Annotated in this window: 17 protein-coding genes; 11 read left to right on the top strand and 6 right to left on the bottom strand. The window is 54.2% G+C overall.

The window, feature by feature from the left end:
- Nucleotides 1-3 precede the first annotated feature (3 nt).
- The 3 genes from rdgB to K5L82_RS16185 are packed head-to-tail and all read left to right on the top strand — an operon-like array spanning nt 4 to nt 2296.
- Entirely contained in the window at nt 4-603 is a 600-nt protein-coding gene (gene rdgB, locus K5L82_RS16195) for an RdgB/HAM1 family non-canonical purine NTP pyrophosphatase (protein ID WP_223134862.1), read from the top strand.
- Between the two features lie 2 nt (nt 604-605).
- On the top strand, nt 606-1754 hold the full coding sequence (gene hemW / locus K5L82_RS16190; protein ID WP_316933414.1) for a radical SAM family heme chaperone HemW: 1149 nt from the start codon (nt 606-608) through the stop codon (nt 1752-1754).
- The gene (locus K5L82_RS16185; RefSeq protein WP_223134861.1) at nt 1754-2296 is read left to right on the top strand and encodes a hypothetical protein; all 543 of its coding nucleotides are present in this window, start codon (nt 1754-1756) and stop codon (nt 2294-2296) included. The genes hemW and K5L82_RS16185 overlap by 1 nt, the downstream gene beginning before the upstream one ends.
- A 21-nt stretch (nt 2297-2317) precedes the next feature.
- Here the strand turns inward: K5L82_RS16185 and trmB are convergent, their stop codons facing one another.
- From trmB to K5L82_RS16170, 3 genes are all read right to left on the bottom strand, one after another.
- Nucleotides 2318-3043 carry a tRNA (guanosine(46)-N7)-methyltransferase TrmB gene (gene trmB, locus K5L82_RS16180; RefSeq protein ID WP_133006626.1) on the bottom strand — a complete coding sequence of 242 codons (726 nt, stop codon included), beginning with the start codon at nt 3041-3043 and terminating at the stop codon, nt 2318-2320.
- A 71-nt stretch (nt 3044-3114) separates the two neighbouring features.
- Nucleotides 3115-4650: a YifB family Mg chelatase-like AAA ATPase gene (locus tag K5L82_RS16175; RefSeq protein WP_223134860.1), complete on the bottom strand. Its 1536-nt coding sequence runs from the start codon at nt 4648-4650 to the stop codon at nt 3115-3117.
- 62 nt (nt 4651-4712) lie between these two features.
- The gene (locus K5L82_RS16170; protein ID WP_114334821.1) at nt 4713-4964 is read right to left on the bottom strand and encodes an accessory factor UbiK family protein; all 252 of its coding nucleotides are present in this window, start codon (nt 4962-4964) and stop codon (nt 4713-4715) included.
- Between the two features lie 368 nt (nt 4965-5332).
- On the opposite strand from K5L82_RS16170, the gene glnK reads away from it, so the two are divergent.
- Together glnK and K5L82_RS16160 are read left to right on the top strand one after the other, a co-directional pair.
- Nucleotides 5333-5671 carry a P-II family nitrogen regulator gene (glnK, locus tag K5L82_RS16165; protein ID WP_091997389.1) on the top strand — a complete coding sequence of 113 codons (339 nt, stop codon included), beginning with the start codon at nt 5333-5335 and terminating at the stop codon, nt 5669-5671.
- Between the two features lie 74 nt (nt 5672-5745).
- Nucleotides 5746-7017, top strand: coding sequence for an ammonium transporter (locus tag K5L82_RS16160; RefSeq protein ID WP_133006628.1), 1272 nt, complete (start codon nt 5746-5748; stop codon nt 7015-7017).
- Between the two features lie 74 nt (nt 7018-7091).
- Here the strand turns inward: K5L82_RS16160 and speE are convergent, their stop codons facing one another.
- Nucleotides 7092-7973, bottom strand: coding sequence for a polyamine aminopropyltransferase (gene speE, locus K5L82_RS16155; RefSeq protein WP_223134859.1), 882 nt, complete (start codon nt 7971-7973; stop codon nt 7092-7094).
- A 138-nt stretch (nt 7974-8111) separates the two neighbouring features.
- Between speE and speA the strand changes: the two genes are divergently transcribed.
- The 3 genes from speA (at nt 8112) to K5L82_RS16140 (ending at nt 11531) form a co-directional block, all read left to right on the top strand.
- Complete coding sequence (gene speA / locus K5L82_RS16150) at nt 8112-10022, top strand: biosynthetic arginine decarboxylase (protein ID WP_223134858.1); 1911 nt, start codon at nt 8112-8114, stop codon at nt 10020-10022.
- A 277-nt stretch (nt 10023-10299) separates the two neighbouring features.
- Entirely contained in the window at nt 10300-10899 is a 600-nt protein-coding gene (locus K5L82_RS16145; RefSeq protein WP_133007625.1) for a sigma-70 family RNA polymerase sigma factor, read from the top strand.
- Nucleotides 10896-11531 carry a ChrR family anti-sigma-E factor gene (locus K5L82_RS16140; RefSeq protein ID WP_223134857.1) on the top strand — a complete coding sequence of 212 codons (636 nt, stop codon included), beginning with the start codon at nt 10896-10898 and terminating at the stop codon, nt 11529-11531. The genes K5L82_RS16145 and K5L82_RS16140 overlap by 4 nt, the downstream gene beginning before the upstream one ends.
- 37 nt (nt 11532-11568) lie before the next feature.
- Here K5L82_RS16140 and K5L82_RS16135 read toward each other — a convergent pair whose 3' ends face one another.
- On the bottom strand, nt 11569-12306 hold the full coding sequence (locus K5L82_RS16135; protein ID WP_133006632.1) for an SDR family NAD(P)-dependent oxidoreductase: 738 nt from the start codon (nt 12304-12306) through the stop codon (nt 11569-11571).
- 195 nt (nt 12307-12501) lie between these two features.
- Here K5L82_RS16135 and K5L82_RS16130 point away from each other — a divergent pair, with 195 nt between their 5' ends.
- On the top strand, nt 12502-14277 hold the full coding sequence (locus tag K5L82_RS16130; protein WP_223134856.1) for an acyl-CoA dehydrogenase C-terminal domain-containing protein: 1776 nt from the start codon (nt 12502-12504) through the stop codon (nt 14275-14277).
- A gap of 66 nt (nt 14278-14343) precedes the next feature.
- On the opposite strand, the gene K5L82_RS16125 is transcribed toward K5L82_RS16130, so the two are convergent.
- The gene (locus K5L82_RS16125) at nt 14344-15045 is read right to left on the bottom strand and encodes a helix-turn-helix transcriptional regulator (protein ID WP_223134855.1); all 702 of its coding nucleotides are present in this window, start codon (nt 15043-15045) and stop codon (nt 14344-14346) included.
- Nucleotides 15046-15265: 220 nt separating this feature from the next.
- Here K5L82_RS16125 and K5L82_RS16120 point away from each other — a divergent pair, with 220 nt between their 5' ends.
- A complete protein-coding gene (locus K5L82_RS16120; protein ID WP_223134854.1) occupies nt 15266-17260 on the top strand; it encodes a hypothetical protein in 1995 nt (664 codons plus the stop codon).
- A gap of 151 nt (nt 17261-17411) precedes the next feature.
- On the top strand, nt 17412-18218 hold the full coding sequence (gene tcdA, locus K5L82_RS16115; RefSeq protein ID WP_223134853.1) for a tRNA cyclic N6-threonylcarbamoyladenosine(37) synthase TcdA: 807 nt from the start codon (nt 17412-17414) through the stop codon (nt 18216-18218).
- Nucleotides 18219-18237: the final 19 nt, after the last annotated feature.

The following is an 18237-nucleotide window of genomic DNA, read 5'->3' as shown; positions in this document are numbered from 1 at the left end:
ACCATGCCTCAGAAACTCGTTATTGCCAGCAACAACAAAGGCAAAATTGCCGAACTGACGGACCTACTCAGCCCGCTGGGGTTCAGCCCCGTCGCTCAGGGCGAGCTCGGTGTTGGCGAAGCCGAAGAGCCGGCCGTTACCTTTGTTGAAAACGCCATTTTGAAAGCCCGCCACGCTGCCCGTGAAACCGGCCTACCCGCTCTGGCCGACGACAGTGGGCTGGCAGTCGATGCGCTCGGCGGCCAGCCTGGCGTACACTCCGCCCGCTATGCTGGCACGTCAGCAACAGACGCAGACAATGTTGAAGCGCTGTTAGAAGCACTGAAAGATGTACCCGAACAGGAGCGCAGCGCTCAGTTTCACTGCGTTCTGGTTTATCTGCGCCATGCGGATGATCCAACACCGATTATTTGTCACGGCTGCTGGCCGGGCCGAATTCTTTTTGAGACCCAGGGCGACGGTGGCTTTGGCTACGATCCGGTGTTCTACGCACCAGAACACCACTGCAGCGCCGCCGAACTCACCCGCGAGCAAAAAGGCCGCATTAGCCATCGCGGGCGCGCTTTAGCCAACTTGCCGGGCCAACTCAAGGGTACCGACTAAACGTGCCCTCTTCACCGCTTGGAGCCGTCTGCCCGCCGCTGTCGCTGTACATCCATGTACCATGGTGTGTTCGGAAATGCCCATACTGCGACTTCAACTCTCACGCTGTCCGCGGAGACATTCCTGAAGCAGCCTACCTCGCCGCATTGCTGGAAGATCTTGAGCACGACTTAAGTTTCGTGCGCGATCGCCCGATTGAAAGCGTGTTCATCGGCGGCGGAACACCGTCGCTCATGACCAGCGATTTCTATCAGCGTTTGTTCGAGGGTCTTCGTCAACGTCTGAGTTTTGCGCCCGGAGCTGAAGTCACGCTAGAAGCCAACCCCGGCACCTTGGAAGAAGGCCGTTATCAAGGCTTCCGTCAAGCGGGCATTAATCGCCTTTCCATCGGCGTTCAGAGCTTTCATCAAGAACATCTCAAAACGCTTGGCCGCATCCACAATGCCGACGCAGCCCACCGGGCCATAGAGACAGCCAAAGCGGCCGGGTTTAGCAACTTCAACGTTGATTTGATGCACGGCTTACCAGAGCAAACACCGGAACAAGCCTTGGAGGATCTAAAGCAAGCACTGGACCACCGGCCGTCGCACCTCTCCTGGTATCAACTGACCATCGAGCCCAATACCGAGTTTTTCTCCCGTCCACCGGATTTGCCAGACGACGACCGCCTTTGGGAGATTTATCGGCAAGGCGCCGAGTATCTCCGCGCTCATAACTTCGATGATTATGAGGTATCAGCCTGGAGCCTGCCCCATCGCGAAAGCCGCCATAACCTGAACTATTGGGAGTTTGGAGATTATCTGACTATCGGAGCCGGCGGGCATGGCAAGGTCAGCCTGGCCGATGGCCGGATCCTCCGATACTGGAAAACCCGCCAACCGGAGGCTTATTTGAACCGCATTGGTTCTCGCACGGCAGGCAGCGAAGAGATTGAACCCAAGGAGCGACCGCTGGAGTTCATGATGAACGTGTTGCGGCTTAAACACGGAGTAGAAGAGAAACTGTTCACGAAACGTACAGGTTTACCCTTGAGCCCGGTTGAGGTACAACTTGAGCAGTTGCGGAAGCAAAATCTGCTGGTCAGTCACCGAATCCAAACGACCGAACAGGGCCAGCGGTATCTCAACAGCTTGTTGGAGACGTTTCTCTGATGGACCACGCCCGGCACACTCCCAAGCGCCCCCTTGGATTAGCCATGGTGGCTTCACTGGTCATCAGTGCAGCGTTATTTATAGCGCTTCTGGTAATGAACCAGCCGCTTAAAACCGCCATCGCACCGCAAGGGATGATTAGTTTTCAGCTGGCAGGCACGGCACAACAGGCTCAGGCAATTTTAGCCAGCTGGCGGCCAGATAGCGTGTCGGTGGCCCGAGCGTCACTGTGGGTAGATTTTGCCTTCATCGCAGCGTATTTGGCCATGCTGCTGCAGCTGACCCGCAGGTTCTCACTGGACCGCCCCGGCGTACGGGAACGAATCATCGCCAAATGGGTACGCATGCTGTTTATCGTGGCCGGCACCAGTGATGTTATCGAGAATATTGCCCTGCTTAATAACTTCAATCCTCCCGATAACAGCCTGAGCATGGTTGCCAGCATCTTCTCGTTGCTTAAATTTACGGGGTTATTACTCGGCTTGGCCGGGCTTATTATTATTCGTGCAGCCCGCCGGCAACCGTTAACCCCGGCCTCGTAACGCCGGGGTTCATTCAGGGGTTCAGTTGGTGCGGTGGTATAGCAGGTCCCAAACCCCGTGCCCTAGTTTCTCGCCACGTTGCTCGAACTTGGTAATCGGACGGTCGTCCGGGCGCGGTGAAAAACCGCCTTGCTCCTGCGCGTTGGCAAACCCTTGCGAAGCGTCCATGACTTCCAGCATGTGCTCGGCGTAGTTCTCCCAGTCCGTGGCCAGATGCAAAACACCACCCACACGCAATTTATGGCGAATTCGCTGCACGAACTCCTGCTGGACCAACCGGCGCTTGTGGTGCTTCTTTTTGTGCCAAGGATCAGGGAAGAACACCATTACACGGTCCAAAGAGGCCTCCGGTAGGCACAAGTCGATCACGTCATTGGCGTCAATGTTATACACCCGCAAGTTTTCCAGACCGCGGTCATCCACTTCTTTGAGCAACGCGCCCACACCGGGCAGATGCACTTCCACACCGATAAAATCCTGCTCTGGCGCCGCTTCTGCCATATCAGCCAGTGACCGGCCCATACCGAAACCGATTTCCAGATTCAGCATGCTGTCGCGGCCAAACACTTCTCGGGGATCAATCACGCCATCTTCCCGCGTCAGCCCGTACTTCGGCCAATTCCGCTCGAAGGCTTTCTTCTGACCTTCGGTCATCCGACCTTGGCGTAGTACAAAGCTGCGAACACCACGGCGAGTGGTAATCGGATTTTCACCTTTGGAGTCTTGCGAGTCGTTCTGGTCGGCCATTTGCTGTCCTCAACCGCCACTGCGGATCTGATTGCTGAAATTTACCGAACAGTTTAACAGAGTCCGAGGCTTCAAGCGGAAATCAAAGCACTTTGCCCTTGTTGACGGTCTAATTGCCGGTACCCCAGCGCTTCTATCAGGTGCTGCTTCGACAGGTTTTCCTGTCCATCCAGATCTGCCAAGGTGCGCGCCACTCGCAGAATTCGATGTAGAGCTCGAGCGGATAACCCCAACCGCTCCATAGCCTGAGCCAATAATTGTTCGCTGCTGGCCTCTATCCGGCACGCCCGATCCAAAGCCCTGCCCGCAAGTGAAGCGTTCAAGCTGCCACGGCCGCATTGGCGATTTCTGGCTTGCAACACCCGTTGCTTTACACTGGCACTGCTCTCGCCGGCTTCGCCCTGACGCAGCAACACGTCCCCTGCCTGAACCGGCACTTCAACGTGTAGATCGAACCGGTCCAATAAGGGCCCGGATATCTTGGAGCGATAGCGCATGACCTGACTGGGCGTACACTGGCATTCAATACTCGGATGACCGCTGTAACCGCATGGGCATGGATTCATTGCTGCGACCACCTGGAATTTCGCGGGAAAAATGACTTGCCGAGCCGCGCGGCTGATCGAAATCTCCCCCGTTTCCATAGGCTCACGTAGAACTTCCAACACACGCCGTTCAAATTCGGGCAACTCATCCAGGAACAACACACCGCGGTGCGCCAAAGAGATTTCACCCGGCCTAGGTCTACTACCACCACCAACCAAGGCCACTGCGGAAGCCGTGTGATGAGGCGATCGAAAGGGTGGCTGGCGCCACCCACCCGGTTGAAGTGGTCGGCCCGCCACGGAGTGGACACTGGCCACCTCCATTGCCGAAGCATCGTCTAACGCTGGCAGGATACCCGGAAGCCGGCTGGCCAGCATGCTTTTGCCGGTCCCCGGAGGACCAAAAAACAATAAATTATGGCCACCCGCTGCGGCCACTTCCAAAGCCCGGCGAGGTACCTGTTGACCCCGAACGTCGGCTAGATCGGCCGCATTTTCAGCTTCCGCCGCATGGATAGCATCTACTTCAGGCTTTGGCACGGGCACCAATTTCGCATGACCGGTCAGGTGCTCACACACAGTCAGCATATGGCTTGCCGCCAATACATCGCCCTGGCTTGCGAGTGCGGCTTCGTCTGCATTGGCTTGTGGAATCAGAAGTGATCGCCCGGCTTCTCGGGCAGCCAGCACCGCGGGCAACACGCCTTTTAGTGGCCGCAAAGCACCATCGAGCGATAGTTCGCCCATGAACTCTAAGGCTTTGAGGCTTTCGGGCGGAATCTGCCCCGACGCCGCCAAAATTCCAAGCGCAATGGGCAGGTCGAATCGGCCACCTTCTTTCGGCAAATCCGCAGGCGCAAGATTGATCGTTATTCGACGAGCGGGGAATTCAAAACCGGCATTAAGCAAAGCGCTACGCACACGGTCCTTGCTTTCGCGTACACCGGTTTCAGGCAAACCGACAATCGAGAGCGCCGGCAAACCGCCAGACAGGTGTACTTCGACCGTTACTTCAGGGGCAGACACGCCAATACTGGCGCGTGAATGGACAATGGCTAACATGGTCACCTTCCATGGTGGGCTGGTATTTACCAGGCGCGTCCTGCGCCGGCATCAACAGAAAATCACGACTGAGCTTTTTGCTCCAGTTCGGCAACTCGCTTTTCCAAAGCCTCGACTTTCTCGCGGGTTTTCATCAAAACGGCTTGCTGGCCTTCAAATTCTTCGCGAGTAACCAGTTCCAGCTTGGACAGAACAGACATCACCGTTGCTCTGGCTTGGGTTTCAAAATCTTCCCGGGCGGCCCGCGCCATATCCGGAACAAACTGGCCAAACTGACCTTGAAGCTGGGCAAAGAAGTCTTGGGGGCCTTTCATGTGATACCTCGTGAATTCAATCTTTGTGCTCGATCAGGCCAATAACCCATCGAATACTAATGTAGTTGGGAGTGTATCACACCGTTGCCCCTGCCATACTGTACCCGCTGGGCAGTATAATGGAGTTAAGCCTTGCCCACTGGTGGTTCAACCCTGAATCAGAGTGGGGCGCGGCGCCCCGTTTTGGTGCAAGCATCTGCATCACCTCGGAACACAAAACAAGCAATATGTTGTTTTTATTATTATTTTTTGCGTTGGCATACCTAATGCTAAACCTTGTACACGATCCGCACAATTGATGTGCGAGGTGGCAGCATCCCGAACTCAACCACAAAGACAGTTGAGATGGCTTTACCAAGGAGAAAGCAATGAAACTTGTGACAGCGATCATTAAGCCTTTCAAACTGGATGATGTCCGAGAGGCACTATCCGAAATAGGCGTGCAAGGTGTAACCGTAACGGAAGTGAAAGGTTTCGGTCGCCAGAAGGGCCACACCGAGCTCTACCGCGGCGCCGAATACGTGGTGGATTTCCTGCCAAAAGTAAAAGTTGAAATCGCCATTGGGGATAACCTGCTGGATCAGGTGATCGAGTCCATCACCAAGGCAGCCAATACCGGCAAAATCGGCGACGGCAAGATTTTCGTGACCGAATTGCAGCAAGCGATCCGAATCCGAACCGGCGAAACGGGCGAAGAGGCGGTTTGATACCGGCCTGATCCCCGGATCCAGCCAACGCAAAAAAACTAAATATCTGACAGGCCTTGTGCGGAGGGCTTCCTATGGAAAGCAATGTCTTTCACCTGCAGTATGCTATAGATACTTTTTATTTTGTTATATGCGGCGCATTAGTCATGTGGATGGCCGCCGGTTTCGCCATGCTCGAAGCCGGTTTGGTGCGCTCTAAAAACACCACTGAAATTCTTACCAAAAACGTTGCCTTGTTTGCGATTGCCAGCACCATGTACATGGTCTGCGGCTACGCCATCATGTATGGCGGAAACCTGTTCCTTGCTGGTATTGGCGATGTCGATGTCGATGCCGTGCTGGGTGATTTCGCCAGCCGTGAAGACGGCTTTGAAGGCGGCTCGATCTACTCTGGCGCCTCCGACTTTTTCTTCCAGGTGGTCTTTGTTGCCACTGCGATGTCGATCGTCTCCGGCGCCGTTGCTGAGCGCATGAAGCTTTGGGCCTTCCTGGCCTTTGCAGTAGTCATGACCGGCGTCATCTACCCAATGGAAGGTGCGTGGACATGGGGTGGCAAAGACGTATTTGGACTGTATAACTTGGGCGACCTTGGTTTCAGTGACTTTGCCGGCTCAGGCATCGTACACATGGCCGGCGCTGCCGCTGCTCTGGCTGGCGTGTTGTTGCTGGGCGCTCGTAAAGGCAAATATGGCCCCAACGGCGAGATCCGCGCGATTCCAGGTGCCAACATGCCGCTAGCGGCGCTGGGAACCTTGATTCTGTGGATGGGCTGGTTCGGCTTTAACGGTGGCTCTGTACTGAAGCTTGGCGACATTGCCAGTGCCAACTCGGTCGCCATGGTGTTTCTGAACACCAACGCTGCGGCAGCCGGTGGCGCCATCACAGCTTTGGCGGTTGCCCGCTTGATGTTCGGTAAGGCCGATCTAACTATGCTGTTGAACGGTGCCATCGCCGGTCTGGTAGTCATCACCGCAGAACCGTCAACACCAAGTGCATTGACCGCTACCCTCTGGGGAGCTCTGGGCGGTGGCCTGGTAGTGCTGAGCATTGTCGCGCTCGATAAGCTGCGCATTGATGATCCCGTTGGTGCCATCTCTGCTCACGGCGTGTGTGGTTTCCTCGGCCTGATGCTGGTACCAGTTACCAATGGTGACTCGAGCTTCAGCGGACAGCTGATTGGCGCCCTGACCATATTCGTGTGGGTGTTCATCGCCAGCCTGATTGTCTGGGGCACACTGAAAGCCGTAATGGGTATTCGAGTCAGCGCTGAAGAAGAGTACGAAGGTGTCGATATTGCCGAGTGCGGCCTCGAAGCCTACCCCGAGTTTGGCAGCAACAAGCAGTAATCCTGCCTGCTAGACCAAAAAAGGGCGCCCTCGGGCGCCCTTTTTAAGTTATCTAAACCACAACCCTACCCCAGTTAACCTTCTTCCGGTCGCACCTGATCTTCCAGCGCATCAATCATGAATTGCGGCATGGCCAGCGCACCGTGGTGAATACCTGAGTTGTAATAACGGGTGACGAACGGGCGATCGTTCACGTCTTCTTCACGAAAATATTTCAAAGGGTTGTCCTTACTGCCCATGGTGCAGCTCCACCAGCCTGTGGGGTATACCGGCTGAGGGAATGGCAGTGTTTGCACATGGCTAAAGCCAGCTTTGCGCATGTCGGTATGGATATCCTTGATGATCGATTCGGTGTGCAGCAGCGGTGACTCGCTTTGCTGAACCACAATACCACCATCCTTCAGCGCCACCATCGCGTCGCGATAGAAGTCCAGTGCAAACAAGCCCTCTGCCGGGCCGACCGGGTCGGTGCTATCGATAATCAGCAGGTCGATGCTGTTTGGCTCAACTTCCCGCATCCACTTTACGCCGTCGCCAAAGAAGAAATTCGCCCGTGGGTCGCCGTTGGCTTCGCATAATTCTGGGAAATATTTTTCAGACATGCGGGTTACCCGCTCGTCGATTTCGACCTGCCAGGCTTCTTTTACGCCCGGGTGCTTTAAAACTTCTTTCAGAGTGCCACAGTCACCCCCCCCGACAATCACCACCTTCTTCGGGTCTTTATGGGTGAACAGCGCCGGGTGCGTCATCATCTCGTGGTACAGAAAATTATCTCGCGTGGTCAGCATGACACAGCCATCCAGCACCATCAGATTGCCGAAGGTCGCGGTTTCGTAGATCTCCAGCTTTTGGAACGGTGTCTGCTCTTCATGCAGTTTGCTCTTTACCTGCAAGGAAAAGGCCGTGCCCTGATCCTGAAATATCTCGGTAAACCAGCCTTCATTCAATGCTGTCATATCACTCTCCAACTGTATGCCGCTGCACCGCGCCCAGGCATCTCGAAAGAGGCGTATTGTAGGCGCAGCAGTCAGCTCCTACAATGCAGCCTTCAACGGTTTTCCCGCCGACCCGGGTTTCCTGACAGGATAGCAACAATGGCAGATTCTACCGCATCACCGGCACACAAGGTTTACAACATCGCCCATTGGAGTGACGGCTATATATCCGTCAATACGGAAGGTGAAGTAGAGATCTGCCCAGACCGGGGCCGGAGCGCGGCGCACATCAACTTGCCCAAGTTAGCGCGGTCCCTGACCGAAGCCGGCTTGGCTCTGCCAGTGCTGGTCCGATTCACCGACATTCTTCACGACCGGGTGAACAAACTCTGCGGTGCGTTCAATAAAGTGACCGGCGAGCAAGGCTACCAAGGCCGATACACGGCGGTGTATCCGATCAAGGTGAACCAGCAGCGACGGGTCGTCGAAGAACTGGTGGCCGCCGAACCTGCAGCAACAAACAACCAAATTGGCTTGGAAGCTGGCAGCAAACCAGAGCTGCTGGCGGTATTGTCTCTCGCTCGTAAAAGTGGCTCGGTGATCGTGTGCAACGGCTACAAAGACCGCGAGTACATACGGCTGGCGCTGATCGGCCAGAAATTAGGCCATCAGGTCTTTATCGTTGTTGAGAAACAGTCTGAGCTACCGCTGATTCTGGACGAAGCAAAAAATCTCGGCGTCTCGCCGCTGATTGGTGTACGTGCTCGTTTAGCCACCATTGGCAAAGGCAACTGGCAAAATACCGGCGGTGAAAAATCAAAATTCGGGTTATCCGCCAGCCAGATACTGGAAGTCATCAAGACCTTAAAGAAAGCCGGCGCGCTGGACACCTTGCAGCTTCTGCATTTCCATTTGGGCTCACAAATTGCCAATATTCGGGACATTCAAACGGGCTTGAAAGAGTGCGCCCGATTTTACAGTGAGCTGCGCCACCTTGGTGCGCCCATCGGAACGGTTGATATTGGTGGCGGCCTGGGTGTGGACTACGAAGGCACGCGTTCGCGCAGCAGCTGCTCCATGAATTACACGGTCTTCGAATACGCTTACAACGTGGTGCACGTACTGCAGGCCGAATGTGATCGTTTGGGCTTACCGCACCCGGATCTGATCAGCGAATCCGGTCGGGCTTTGACCGCTCATCATTCGGTGCTGATCACCAACGTGATTGACCGGGAAATCCCCGTTCAGCACGGTGTCTCTGAGCCAGCCATCACCGCACCCTCACCACTGCAGGATTTGTGGCGGGACCTTCACAGCCTTCAGGACGATCACTGCCCACGCTCGCTAGCAGAAATCTACCACGACGTGCTGTACGCCATGGCCGACGCGCACGCTCAATTCGCTCACGGACTGCTGTCTTTAACCGAGCGCGCTCAGGCAGAAACCTTGTACACCCGCTGCTGCCGATTGATAAGAGCGCAGCTAGACAGCGCCAACCGGGCGCACCGTGAAATCATCGACGAATTGAACGAAAAACTGGCTGAAAAGCTGTTTGTGAACTTCTCGTTGTTCCAATCACTGCCGGATGTTTGGGGTATTGATCAAATCTTTCCGGTCATGCCGATCAACGGATTAAATCGGCCGTTAAACCGCCGTGCCGTAGTACAGGATATTACCTGTGATTCAGACGGACGTATCGATCAATACGTAGACGGCCAAGGCATAGAAACCACTCTGCCTTTGCCCGAGCACAACCCTGACGAGCCTTTGCTTATCGGCTTTTTCATGACCGGTGCCTATCAGGAAATTCTCGGGGACATGCACAACCTGTTCGGCGACACACATTCGGTAGATGTGCGGCTGGATGAACACGGCAACTACGTTATCAACGAGCCTATTACTGGCGACAGCGTGGCTACGGTTTTGAGGTACGTTAATTTCGAGCCGGTCAGCATACTGAACACGTACCGACGCAAATTCGAGGAAAGCAACCTCGAGCCGGAACTGCAGAAAACACTGTTGGCAGAGTTGGAGGCCGGGCTCGACGGCTACACCTATCTGGAGGAGTAGGCTTATACGGAAAGAGCTGCATGCAGGTTTCGCAATTGTTCCTCGCATTCGCGCCTCAGGCAACCGGATTCGCCAGCAAAATGGGTGAATCCAGACAATTTTTGTAAAATCGCAGCTGGTTTACTTTCTCTTCGGCCCGCCAATCCTGAAAATCTTTGCGAACCCAACGATCCAGTTCACCACTTTAAGCGTAAATCAATCACTGACAAAAACGTGGTGAGTGCATAGAATCATGACCGTAGCAAAATTAAATCAAGCGACAGTCAAGGAGCGTCCAGTGACGACACTGGGGCAGCAACCAGCAAAAGGCGAGGGCCGAAAAGACCCTTGGGGCGCTTTATTGGAGAAAGTGGGGCGGCATCAGGACAAAGCCGCCTATCACGCGCTGTTCGAACACTTTGCACCACAAATTAAGTATTACGCCATCTCGAATGGCATCGCGAGTCATGCCGAAGAGCTCGTTCAAGAGGTTTTCGTTGCGATCTGGAGACGCTCCAGCCTATACGATTGGCGCAAGGCCGCTGCGTCCACCTGGATTTTCACCATTGCCCGTAACCAGCGCATCGACATGCTGCGCAAGATGCAGCGCCGAAGTGCAGAGATGACGATAGAAACGGAAGATCTCTGGCAGATTCCGGGAGAAAACGACGATGACCCGGTTACATCGTTGCACAGACTGACCTCAGAACGCCGGATTCGCGAATCACTGAGCCAGCTGCCGATAGAACAAGTGACGGTCATTGCTAAAGTTTATATGGAGCATAAATCACATCAGACGGTAGCTGATGAACTGAACTTGCCCCTGGGCACCGTTAAAAGCCGGGTTCGCTTGGCATTGAACAAATTGAAAGTGATTTTGCAGGACCAGCACGTATGACTCGACATCATCCAGACAGTCTAAGCCTGATGGAATACAGCGCCGGCAACCTGAGCGAACCTCATGCGCTTTGCATCCGTTTGCATCTGGATCAGTGCGGTCATTGCCGTAGTCGGGTTGATACCTTGAATAGCCTCGGGGCTGTCATGATGGAACAGCAACCGGATGTTTCTGTATCAGATACCAGTTTCGAGCAGTTATTGGCACGCATAGAAGAGGTACCAAATGCGCGACCGGCACAGGCTCAACCTCAGCGAAGTCCGCTTCAAAAGTTGCTCGGTGATGACATAAGCAACTTGCCCTGGAAACGGCAGTTGCGGGATGTCAGTGTGGTTGATATCACCGACAAATTTCCCGGTCAATCAGAACGGGTCATTCTCCAGAAGCTGGTAGCCGGCGGTAAAGCCCCGGCACACACCCATCGGGGCATGGAAACAACCCTTGTGCTTCAAGGTGCGTTTTCCGACGCGAAAGGTGTGTTTAATCAATGGGACTTTGTTGTACTGACCGATAAAGATGTTCACAAACCGGTCGCCATCGGTCACGAAGACTGCATAACACTTTCGATCCTGAGCGCACCCTTGAAACTGACCGGTCCTTTTGGCCGACTTCTAAACCCATTTATTGGCTGATACGACGGCCCGGCAGGCGGCGACACCTGCCGGGCTTTCACCATGGCAAATCCTGCCCGTTCCAGCTAATAAAGCGACCGTTATCTTCCTCCGACAATCTCGCTAAAACCCTATACAAATTCGTTGCCGTCGCATCAGGCTCATGAACCGTCAACTTTGCCAGCGATTGGCTAAACGGAGCGCTCAGATTGGAACGAGTGGTGCCGGGGTGCAAGGCCACACAGGTAATCGGCGAATACCTCCGGGGCAACTCCACGGATAGATTCTTTACCATCATATTTAAAGCAGCCTTCGAACATCGGTAGGCATACCACCCGCCGAGCCGGTTATCCTCGATCGAGCCCACCTTCGCCGAAATGGCTGCAACACGGGCTAACCTTTTCCCCCGCAACCATGGTGCAAGGGCCTGGACCAACGAGCCAAAGCCAAGGCAATTCACCTGAAACGCCTGAATCATGCTGGCCTGGCTCATATCCTCTACGCGCTTTTCAGGAGCAACAGCGTCATCGTGCAGAAGCCCAGCGGCGTAGATCACCGATATTCCGCCGTTGGCAGATTCCAGTAGTTTTAGGGCGTCGGGGTATCGAACCATGTCCAGAGGGAGCTCTGCCTGCCATTCAATCAAGTGCACGCCCGGATGCTCCCTAAGACGAGCATCCACGGCATCAATCTTTCTGGCCAGTCCAATGAGCGGCTCGCTTGGCTGCTCGGCAAGAAACCGTTCTGCAAGCGCGCTGCCAATGGCACCCGAAACTCCGGCAATAACGACGGTCATCGTTCTGTCTCCCGAATAAATTGTGGTCGTATCTAAAGGTAATACGCACTCGGGCTCTCATTAGGTTGATTCTCGGTGAGCCAGTTTATTCAAACGCACGTATGAACCCACAGACAGCTTATTCGCGCTTGCAGTCATTAAAAGCGCAGTACCCACGGCAAACTGTGCCGATTTCGTAACGACAGGAGAATGTCCATGCAATATCAGGCGCCTGCGAATGATCTTCGCTTTTTACTGTTTGATGTTTTGGGAGCAGACAAACTGCACGAACTCGACAAGTACGCGGATGCTACCCCCGACCTGATCTCAGCGGTGATCGAAGAGGCGGGCAAGCTGGCGAGTGAAGTCATCCAGCCCACCAATCAGACAGGCGACCGGCAAGGCTGCACCTACGACCCGAACACAAAAACCGTCAAAACACCGGATGGTTTCCAGCAAGCCTACACGGCGTTCGTGCAAGGTGGCTGGACAGCGCTTGATGCACCCATCGAATATGGCGGTCAGGGGTTGCCGCACACCTTGAAATTCGTTGTAGATGAAATGGTGTGTTCCACAAATTTATCACTCGGGATGTATCCCGGACTCACTCATGGCGCAATCAGCGCACTCTACGCCCACGGTTCCGAGGCGTTGAAACAGTCCTATCTGGAAAAGCTGATCTCCGGCGAATGGACCGGCACCATGTGCCTGACCGAGCCCCAGTGCGGCACCGACTTGGGCTTGATTCGCACAAAAGCTACTCCTAACGAAGACGGAAGCTACGCCATAGACGGCACGAAAATCTGGATCACCGGCGGTGAGCACGATCTGGTCGATAACATTGTGCACTTGGTGTTGGCGAAACTCCCCGGTGCGCCTGACAGTACCAAAGGCATTTCTTTGTTCGTGGTACCGAAAATGCTGCCGGAATCTGGCGAGCGCAACCCGGCCTTCTGCGGCGGTCTGGAACACAAAATGGGCATCAAGGGTTCTGCCACCTGCGTAATGAATTTTGAGGGTGCGAAAGGCTGGTTGGTGGGCGAGCCGAACAAAGGTATGAGCGCCATGTTCACGATGATGAACGAGGCGCGCCTGATGGTTGGTATGCAAGGGTTAGGTCTGGCTGAAATGGCGTATCAGGAAAGCCTCGCCTTCGCAAAAGAACGTCTGCAAAGCCGGTCTCTGAGCGGCGCAAAGAATCCCGCAGGCGCTGCAGACCCGATTATCGTGCACCCAGATGTGCGCCGCATGCTGATGCGCCAAAAAGTCTTGAATGAGGGAATGCGCGCTTTGGCCTTGTATACCGGCCTTCAACTGGACTTATCGGTTGCCCACGGCGATGCCCAAACTCGAGAAAATGCCGATGATCTCGTACAGCTGCTGACGCCTGTGGTGAAAGCCTTCCTGACCGATGAAGGCTACAACAACGCCAACTGGGGCCAACAAGTATTGGGCGGTTCCGGATTCACCCAAGACTGGCCACTCGAGCAACTGGTGCGTGATGGCCGTATCGCCCGAATTTACGAAGGCACCAACGGCATTCAGGCAATGGACCTGGTGGGGCGGAAATTGTCACTTAAGGGGGGCCAACTGGTTCGCACCTTATTCTCGGAGCTCTCGGGCTACCTGAAAGACAACCCGGACGCGCCCTACCGAAACGAACTCACACACGGAGTCAAGAAGCTGGAAGAAGCTACCCTGTGGCTGGCCCAAAACGCGCCGAAAGATCCGGAGCAGGCGGGTGCCGCGGCAGCACCGTATCTGCGGGTAATGGCGCTGACCGTGATTGGCTATCTTTGGTCACGCATGGCGGGCGTCGCGAATCGTCAACTCGAAGCCGGTGAAGGCAAGCGGTCGTTACTGGAAAGCAAACAAATCTCGGCCCGCTACTACTTCGAAAAACTGATGCCTGAGATCGACTGGCTTCTAGCGGATATCGTGTCAGGTAAAGACAGCCTAATGGCTCTCGAGGACGAACACTGGATGGGATAAAACGACAGATAACCGATCGTTGGGCATCTTCGTTTAACCACGCTTTTGCGTGGTTTTTTTGGCCTGTTATTCGTGGTCGGGCGACCTGATCGAACCATAACGAATGAGCAAAGACACTAGCTCTAACTGCCGCTTGGTATTGGTTTTTCGGAACAGGTTACGAAGATGATATTTCACTGTCTCACGCGATCGACCGGAGCTTTGCGCAATTTCCGTAAGACATTTCCCCGCTACAAGCTGTGCGGCAATCTGTGATTCGCAACGCGTAAGCCCGAACGTTTCTATGAGTCGATCCGTGCTGAGCTCAGCCGGTGCGCGGTATCCGATCAATCTACAATATATCGCGATTGCACGTTCAATATGGGGGAGCATGGTTTCCAGCATACGAAGTTCATGCTCAAACAAATGCTCCTGTCCTTTCTGACACTGCACACCGAACAAACAGACCGTATCAAGCTCTACCGCTGAAACCGCGACAACGATTTCACTTATCCCCGGACGGGTTTGCCAGCTTATGCTCCCGCTGTTATCTGGAGTCAGTTCATCGCTGTAATAATCTGGGACTGATGCCGAAAGATTGAAAACCCAAGACCGTGTTGGCATCGTGTGCACTCGACTTTTTAACACAATAAAACCACCACCGAGCCCCATAGACTGACCCAATTCCGCCAGAAACGGGTAAAAACCAACATCGTTTGAAATGGCGTCGTAAATCAGACCGATCAGTTTGACTAAATCTACATCGTTATCGCGCTGTTCCCTGCCCATCCAGCCCTCAACTTACGTCACCCCTTGCGACATAAGTTAGTCCACGCCGGGCACATATACAAAAACCCCATCATTACACTTGGCATACAATTTGTCGCATTTTCCTACCCATATGGGGTGCGTCGACACCAAGAGCGTTGCCTATAAATTATAGGCCGGATGTTGATGCCGCTCCGGCCTATTTCACTCGTACGGACGCCTATTTCTTGGAGAGATCTTTATGCACAACGTTAAAAGAGTGGCACTCGCCTCAGCTATCGCCAGCGTGATCGCGGTCACTGGCTGCAGTAATAGCGGTAGCTCTGGTGGCGGCGACGCTAATGGAGAAACTGTATCAGGCAAAGCATCTGCACCTAGCGGGACCGTAGCAAAGCTTAACCAACCCAGCGCACTGGAGATCGCCTTTTCTTTTGTTGTCCCGGAACTGGCGGCAGCGATTACCGGGCTTGAACCCATCAAGGGCGCTGACGTAGAGCTCATTCGGGTTGATGATGACGGCAACCAAGTAGGCGATGTGCTGGCCAAAACCAGCACATCTATAAGCGGTGACTACACGCTGACGCTGCCTACCGGTGTCAGTTTGGCTGGCAACCTGATTGTCCGCATAACCGGCGCGAATCATCAACTTAGGGCCCAGGTTGTTGAGAAAAATGTCGATATATCGCCGGTTTCCGAATTCGTTCTGCGTAAATTCATCGAGTCCGGGGCAGATTTAGATCAGCTCGTTGTGACTGACGTAGTCAAGCTGAACGGTAAAGTGGAGGCTTTCGACCTCACGGCTGGCGCAAATCTGGAACAAATGTTTGATGTGCTTGAACAGGAAGTTGGTGCGTTCGTTGAGACGGAAGTGGCCTCGGTTTCCGCGAACGGTGCCGATGTCAGCAGCATAGCCGGTGACTATAACAACGCAGCGTTCGGTTTCCAGCTGCACGACAACGACGATGGGAGCAACGGCACGTTTGCCCATGAGATGTGGCTAAGTGATTTTACGTTCGCTAATGGAGGCACAGGTACGATTAATATCACCTATTTATCTGAGGACAGTGCCTGGGCTAACCTTTCGGGAACCGCTATAGAAAACAGCTCGGTTAACTATAACGTCGAGCTAGACGACGGCGACAACCAAGAAACTTTTGACGGATCACTCAATACTCGGGGGATTCTAGCCGTACAGAGTGAATTTGAAGAAGAAATCGACGGAGATGAGCCATACGGCTGGCGTTTTCCTGCCATGACCTACGTTTTCCAACAGGTTGCCGATACCGGCCTGTTCTTCGGCCTCAACCACGAAGCTGGCGTTCGCTATGGCACCATCGATTCCGACAACGATGGTACTTACGACGCCATCGACCCTGATGACAAGCAAGGCGATGAGGTATTTCGTACACTTGAAGTCTTCGCACGAAAGCCCGCCAACTTAGCGGATACGGCGATGGTAGGCGACTATGGGCGGGTGTATTTTGGTTCTAGCCTCAGTTCCGGGCGTATCGAGCTACTCAGCGCGAACAATACGGTAACCTTTGAATCTGGCTTCAGCGGCACCCTTAGCGCAGGCATAGAGCGTGAAATCATCGTCAACAGCAGTGGCGCCGCCTCCTATGGCGACCAGCCTACGACCTCAGAAACGTTCACATTAACGGTGAGCTCTGACGGTACGATCACTGATGGACCTGATGGAGGCGCGATAGGGTTTGTCAGCGAAGACGCGTGGTATGTCGATTTCTCCGAAAACGCCGGCAGCAACATGGACGGCTTCGCAGACTTTGATAAAACCATGCTCGTAAAGCTCGGCGACTCGGCTCCAAGTGTCAGTGGAAAGAAATACCGGCTCATGATGGTCAGTTCACATCTTGAGGGCGGCGCATCTTCATCCATTGCCATGTTCGCCAGCCAGTTCAACACCTTCCTAACAATGGAAAGCGGTAGCGCCGGTAAAATTAACGGTAACTTCTCCGAGATCAGCAAAGCGCAAGGTCTTGGTGATAACATTCAGGCCGAGGTTCACCAAGAATCCGACCTAGCATTCAACATCCAAGTTGGTAGCAATGGAGGCACAACCATAACCATTCCCGACTCTGGCGGGGAAACAATACTCGAAGGTTTCTTCAATGCTGACGCCAGTTTGGGCATTTTCACAACAGGCTACCTGGAAACCAATTCCGTAGACTACGATGAGCTCGGCTTGGCAGTGTTAGTCGACGTAACTCCAAATTAAACACCACACTCACCACTAATCGAAACGGCGACCCTTTTCAGGTTTCGCCGTTTCGATTCTCATCACGAATAGCCCCTACCGCAGCCCCTGCGTTACAATCTGCCCCTCTTTTAAACACACCCTAAGTTCAACCAGACACCACGAGCCCTGAATGAATTCTGACTCTCCGCAGCCCGACGATTACAACTTTCGCTTTGGCGGCATCGAAAGGCTCTACGGCCGCAAAGCGCTGACCGCATTCAGGCACGCACACATTGTTGTGGTGGGTTTAGGTGGTGTGGGCTCCTGGGCCGCCGAGTCGTTGGCTAGAAGCGGGATTGGCACGCTTACGCTGATTGATATGGACGACATTTGCGTGTCCAACACCAATCGCCAGTTACATGCCCTGCAAGGTCAGTACGGCCAGACCAAAACCGAGGCCATGGCAGAACGCCTGCGGGCGATTAACCCTATGGCGGATATTCGGGTGCATTTCGGATTTCTAACCGCAAAAAACGTGCAAGAGCTGATTACCGACGACATCACCGGCGTGGTAGATGCTATCGACAGCGTAAAACCCAAGGCTAGCCTGATTGCTCACTGCCATCGCCGGAAGATACCCGTGGTCGTTGCCGGTGGAGCCGGAGGGCAAATGGACCCCACACAGATTCAAGTAGCCGACCTCAGTAAAACCACCCAGGACCCTTTACTGGCGAAAGTGCGCAATTTACTGCGCCGCGAATATAATTTTTCTCGCAATCCTAAGCGCCGATTTGGCGTTGAGGCCGTATACTCGTTAGAGCAGCTGACGTATCCGGCTGCGGATGGCGAAGTCTGTCACCAGAAGCCTGCAACGGAAGGCCCGGTCCGGCTCGATTGTGCCACGGGTTTTGGCGCTGCTAGTCCGGTCACCGCAAGCTTCGGTTTTTTTGCAGCCTCCAGACTTTTGAACCGAATCGCTCGCCGAGCCAACCTATAAACTTTTCAACCGGAAGCCC

This window comes from Marinobacter sp. AL4B (assembly GCF_019916045.1).
In the GTDB taxonomy this organism is placed as follows: domain Bacteria; phylum Pseudomonadota; class Gammaproteobacteria; order Pseudomonadales; family Oleiphilaceae; genus Marinobacter.
Note: the sequence above shows the minus strand (reverse complement) of the source record. Positions and strands in the feature narration are given on the sequence as shown.

Coding starts and splice junctions, on each gene's coding strand:
- K5L82_RS16170 (WP_114334821.1), bottom strand. CDS start 4,964: ATGAAAGGCCCCCAAGACTTCTTTGCCCAGCTTCAAGGTCAGTTTGGC.
- K5L82_RS16160 (WP_133006628.1), top strand. CDS start 5,746: ATGGAAAGCAATGTCTTTCACCTGCAGTATGCTATAGATACTTTTTAT.
- K5L82_RS16120 (WP_223134854.1), top strand. CDS start 15,266: ATGCACAACGTTAAAAGAGTGGCACTCGCCTCAGCTATCGCCAGCGTG.
- K5L82_RS16125 (WP_223134855.1), bottom strand. CDS start 15,045: ATGGGCAGGGAACAGCGCGATAACGATGTAGATTTAGTCAAACTGATC.
- K5L82_RS16135 (WP_133006632.1), bottom strand. CDS start 12,306: ATGACCGTCGTTATTGCCGGAGTTTCGGGTGCCATTGGCAGCGCGCTT.
- K5L82_RS16140 (WP_223134857.1), top strand. CDS start 10,896: ATGACTCGACATCATCCAGACAGTCTAAGCCTGATGGAATACAGCGCC.
- glnK (WP_091997389.1), top strand. CDS start 5,333: ATGAAACTTGTGACAGCGATCATTAAGCCTTTCAAACTGGATGATGTC.
- K5L82_RS16175 (WP_223134860.1), bottom strand. CDS start 4,650: ATGTTAGCCATTGTCCATTCACGCGCCAGTATTGGCGTGTCTGCCCCT.
- speA (WP_223134858.1), top strand. CDS start 8,112: ATGGCAGATTCTACCGCATCACCGGCACACAAGGTTTACAACATCGCC.
- K5L82_RS16130 (WP_223134856.1), top strand. CDS start 12,502: ATGCAATATCAGGCGCCTGCGAATGATCTTCGCTTTTTACTGTTTGAT.
- K5L82_RS16185 (WP_223134861.1), top strand. CDS start 1,754: ATGGACCACGCCCGGCACACTCCCAAGCGCCCCCTTGGATTAGCCATG.
- trmB (WP_133006626.1), bottom strand. CDS start 3,043: ATGGCCGACCAGAACGACTCGCAAGACTCCAAAGGTGAAAATCCGATT.
- speE (WP_223134859.1), bottom strand. CDS start 7,973: ATGACAGCATTGAATGAAGGCTGGTTTACCGAGATATTTCAGGATCAG.
- tcdA (WP_223134853.1), top strand. CDS start 17,412: ATGAATTCTGACTCTCCGCAGCCCGACGATTACAACTTTCGCTTTGGC.
- rdgB (WP_223134862.1), top strand. CDS start 4: ATGCCTCAGAAACTCGTTATTGCCAGCAACAACAAAGGCAAAATTGCC.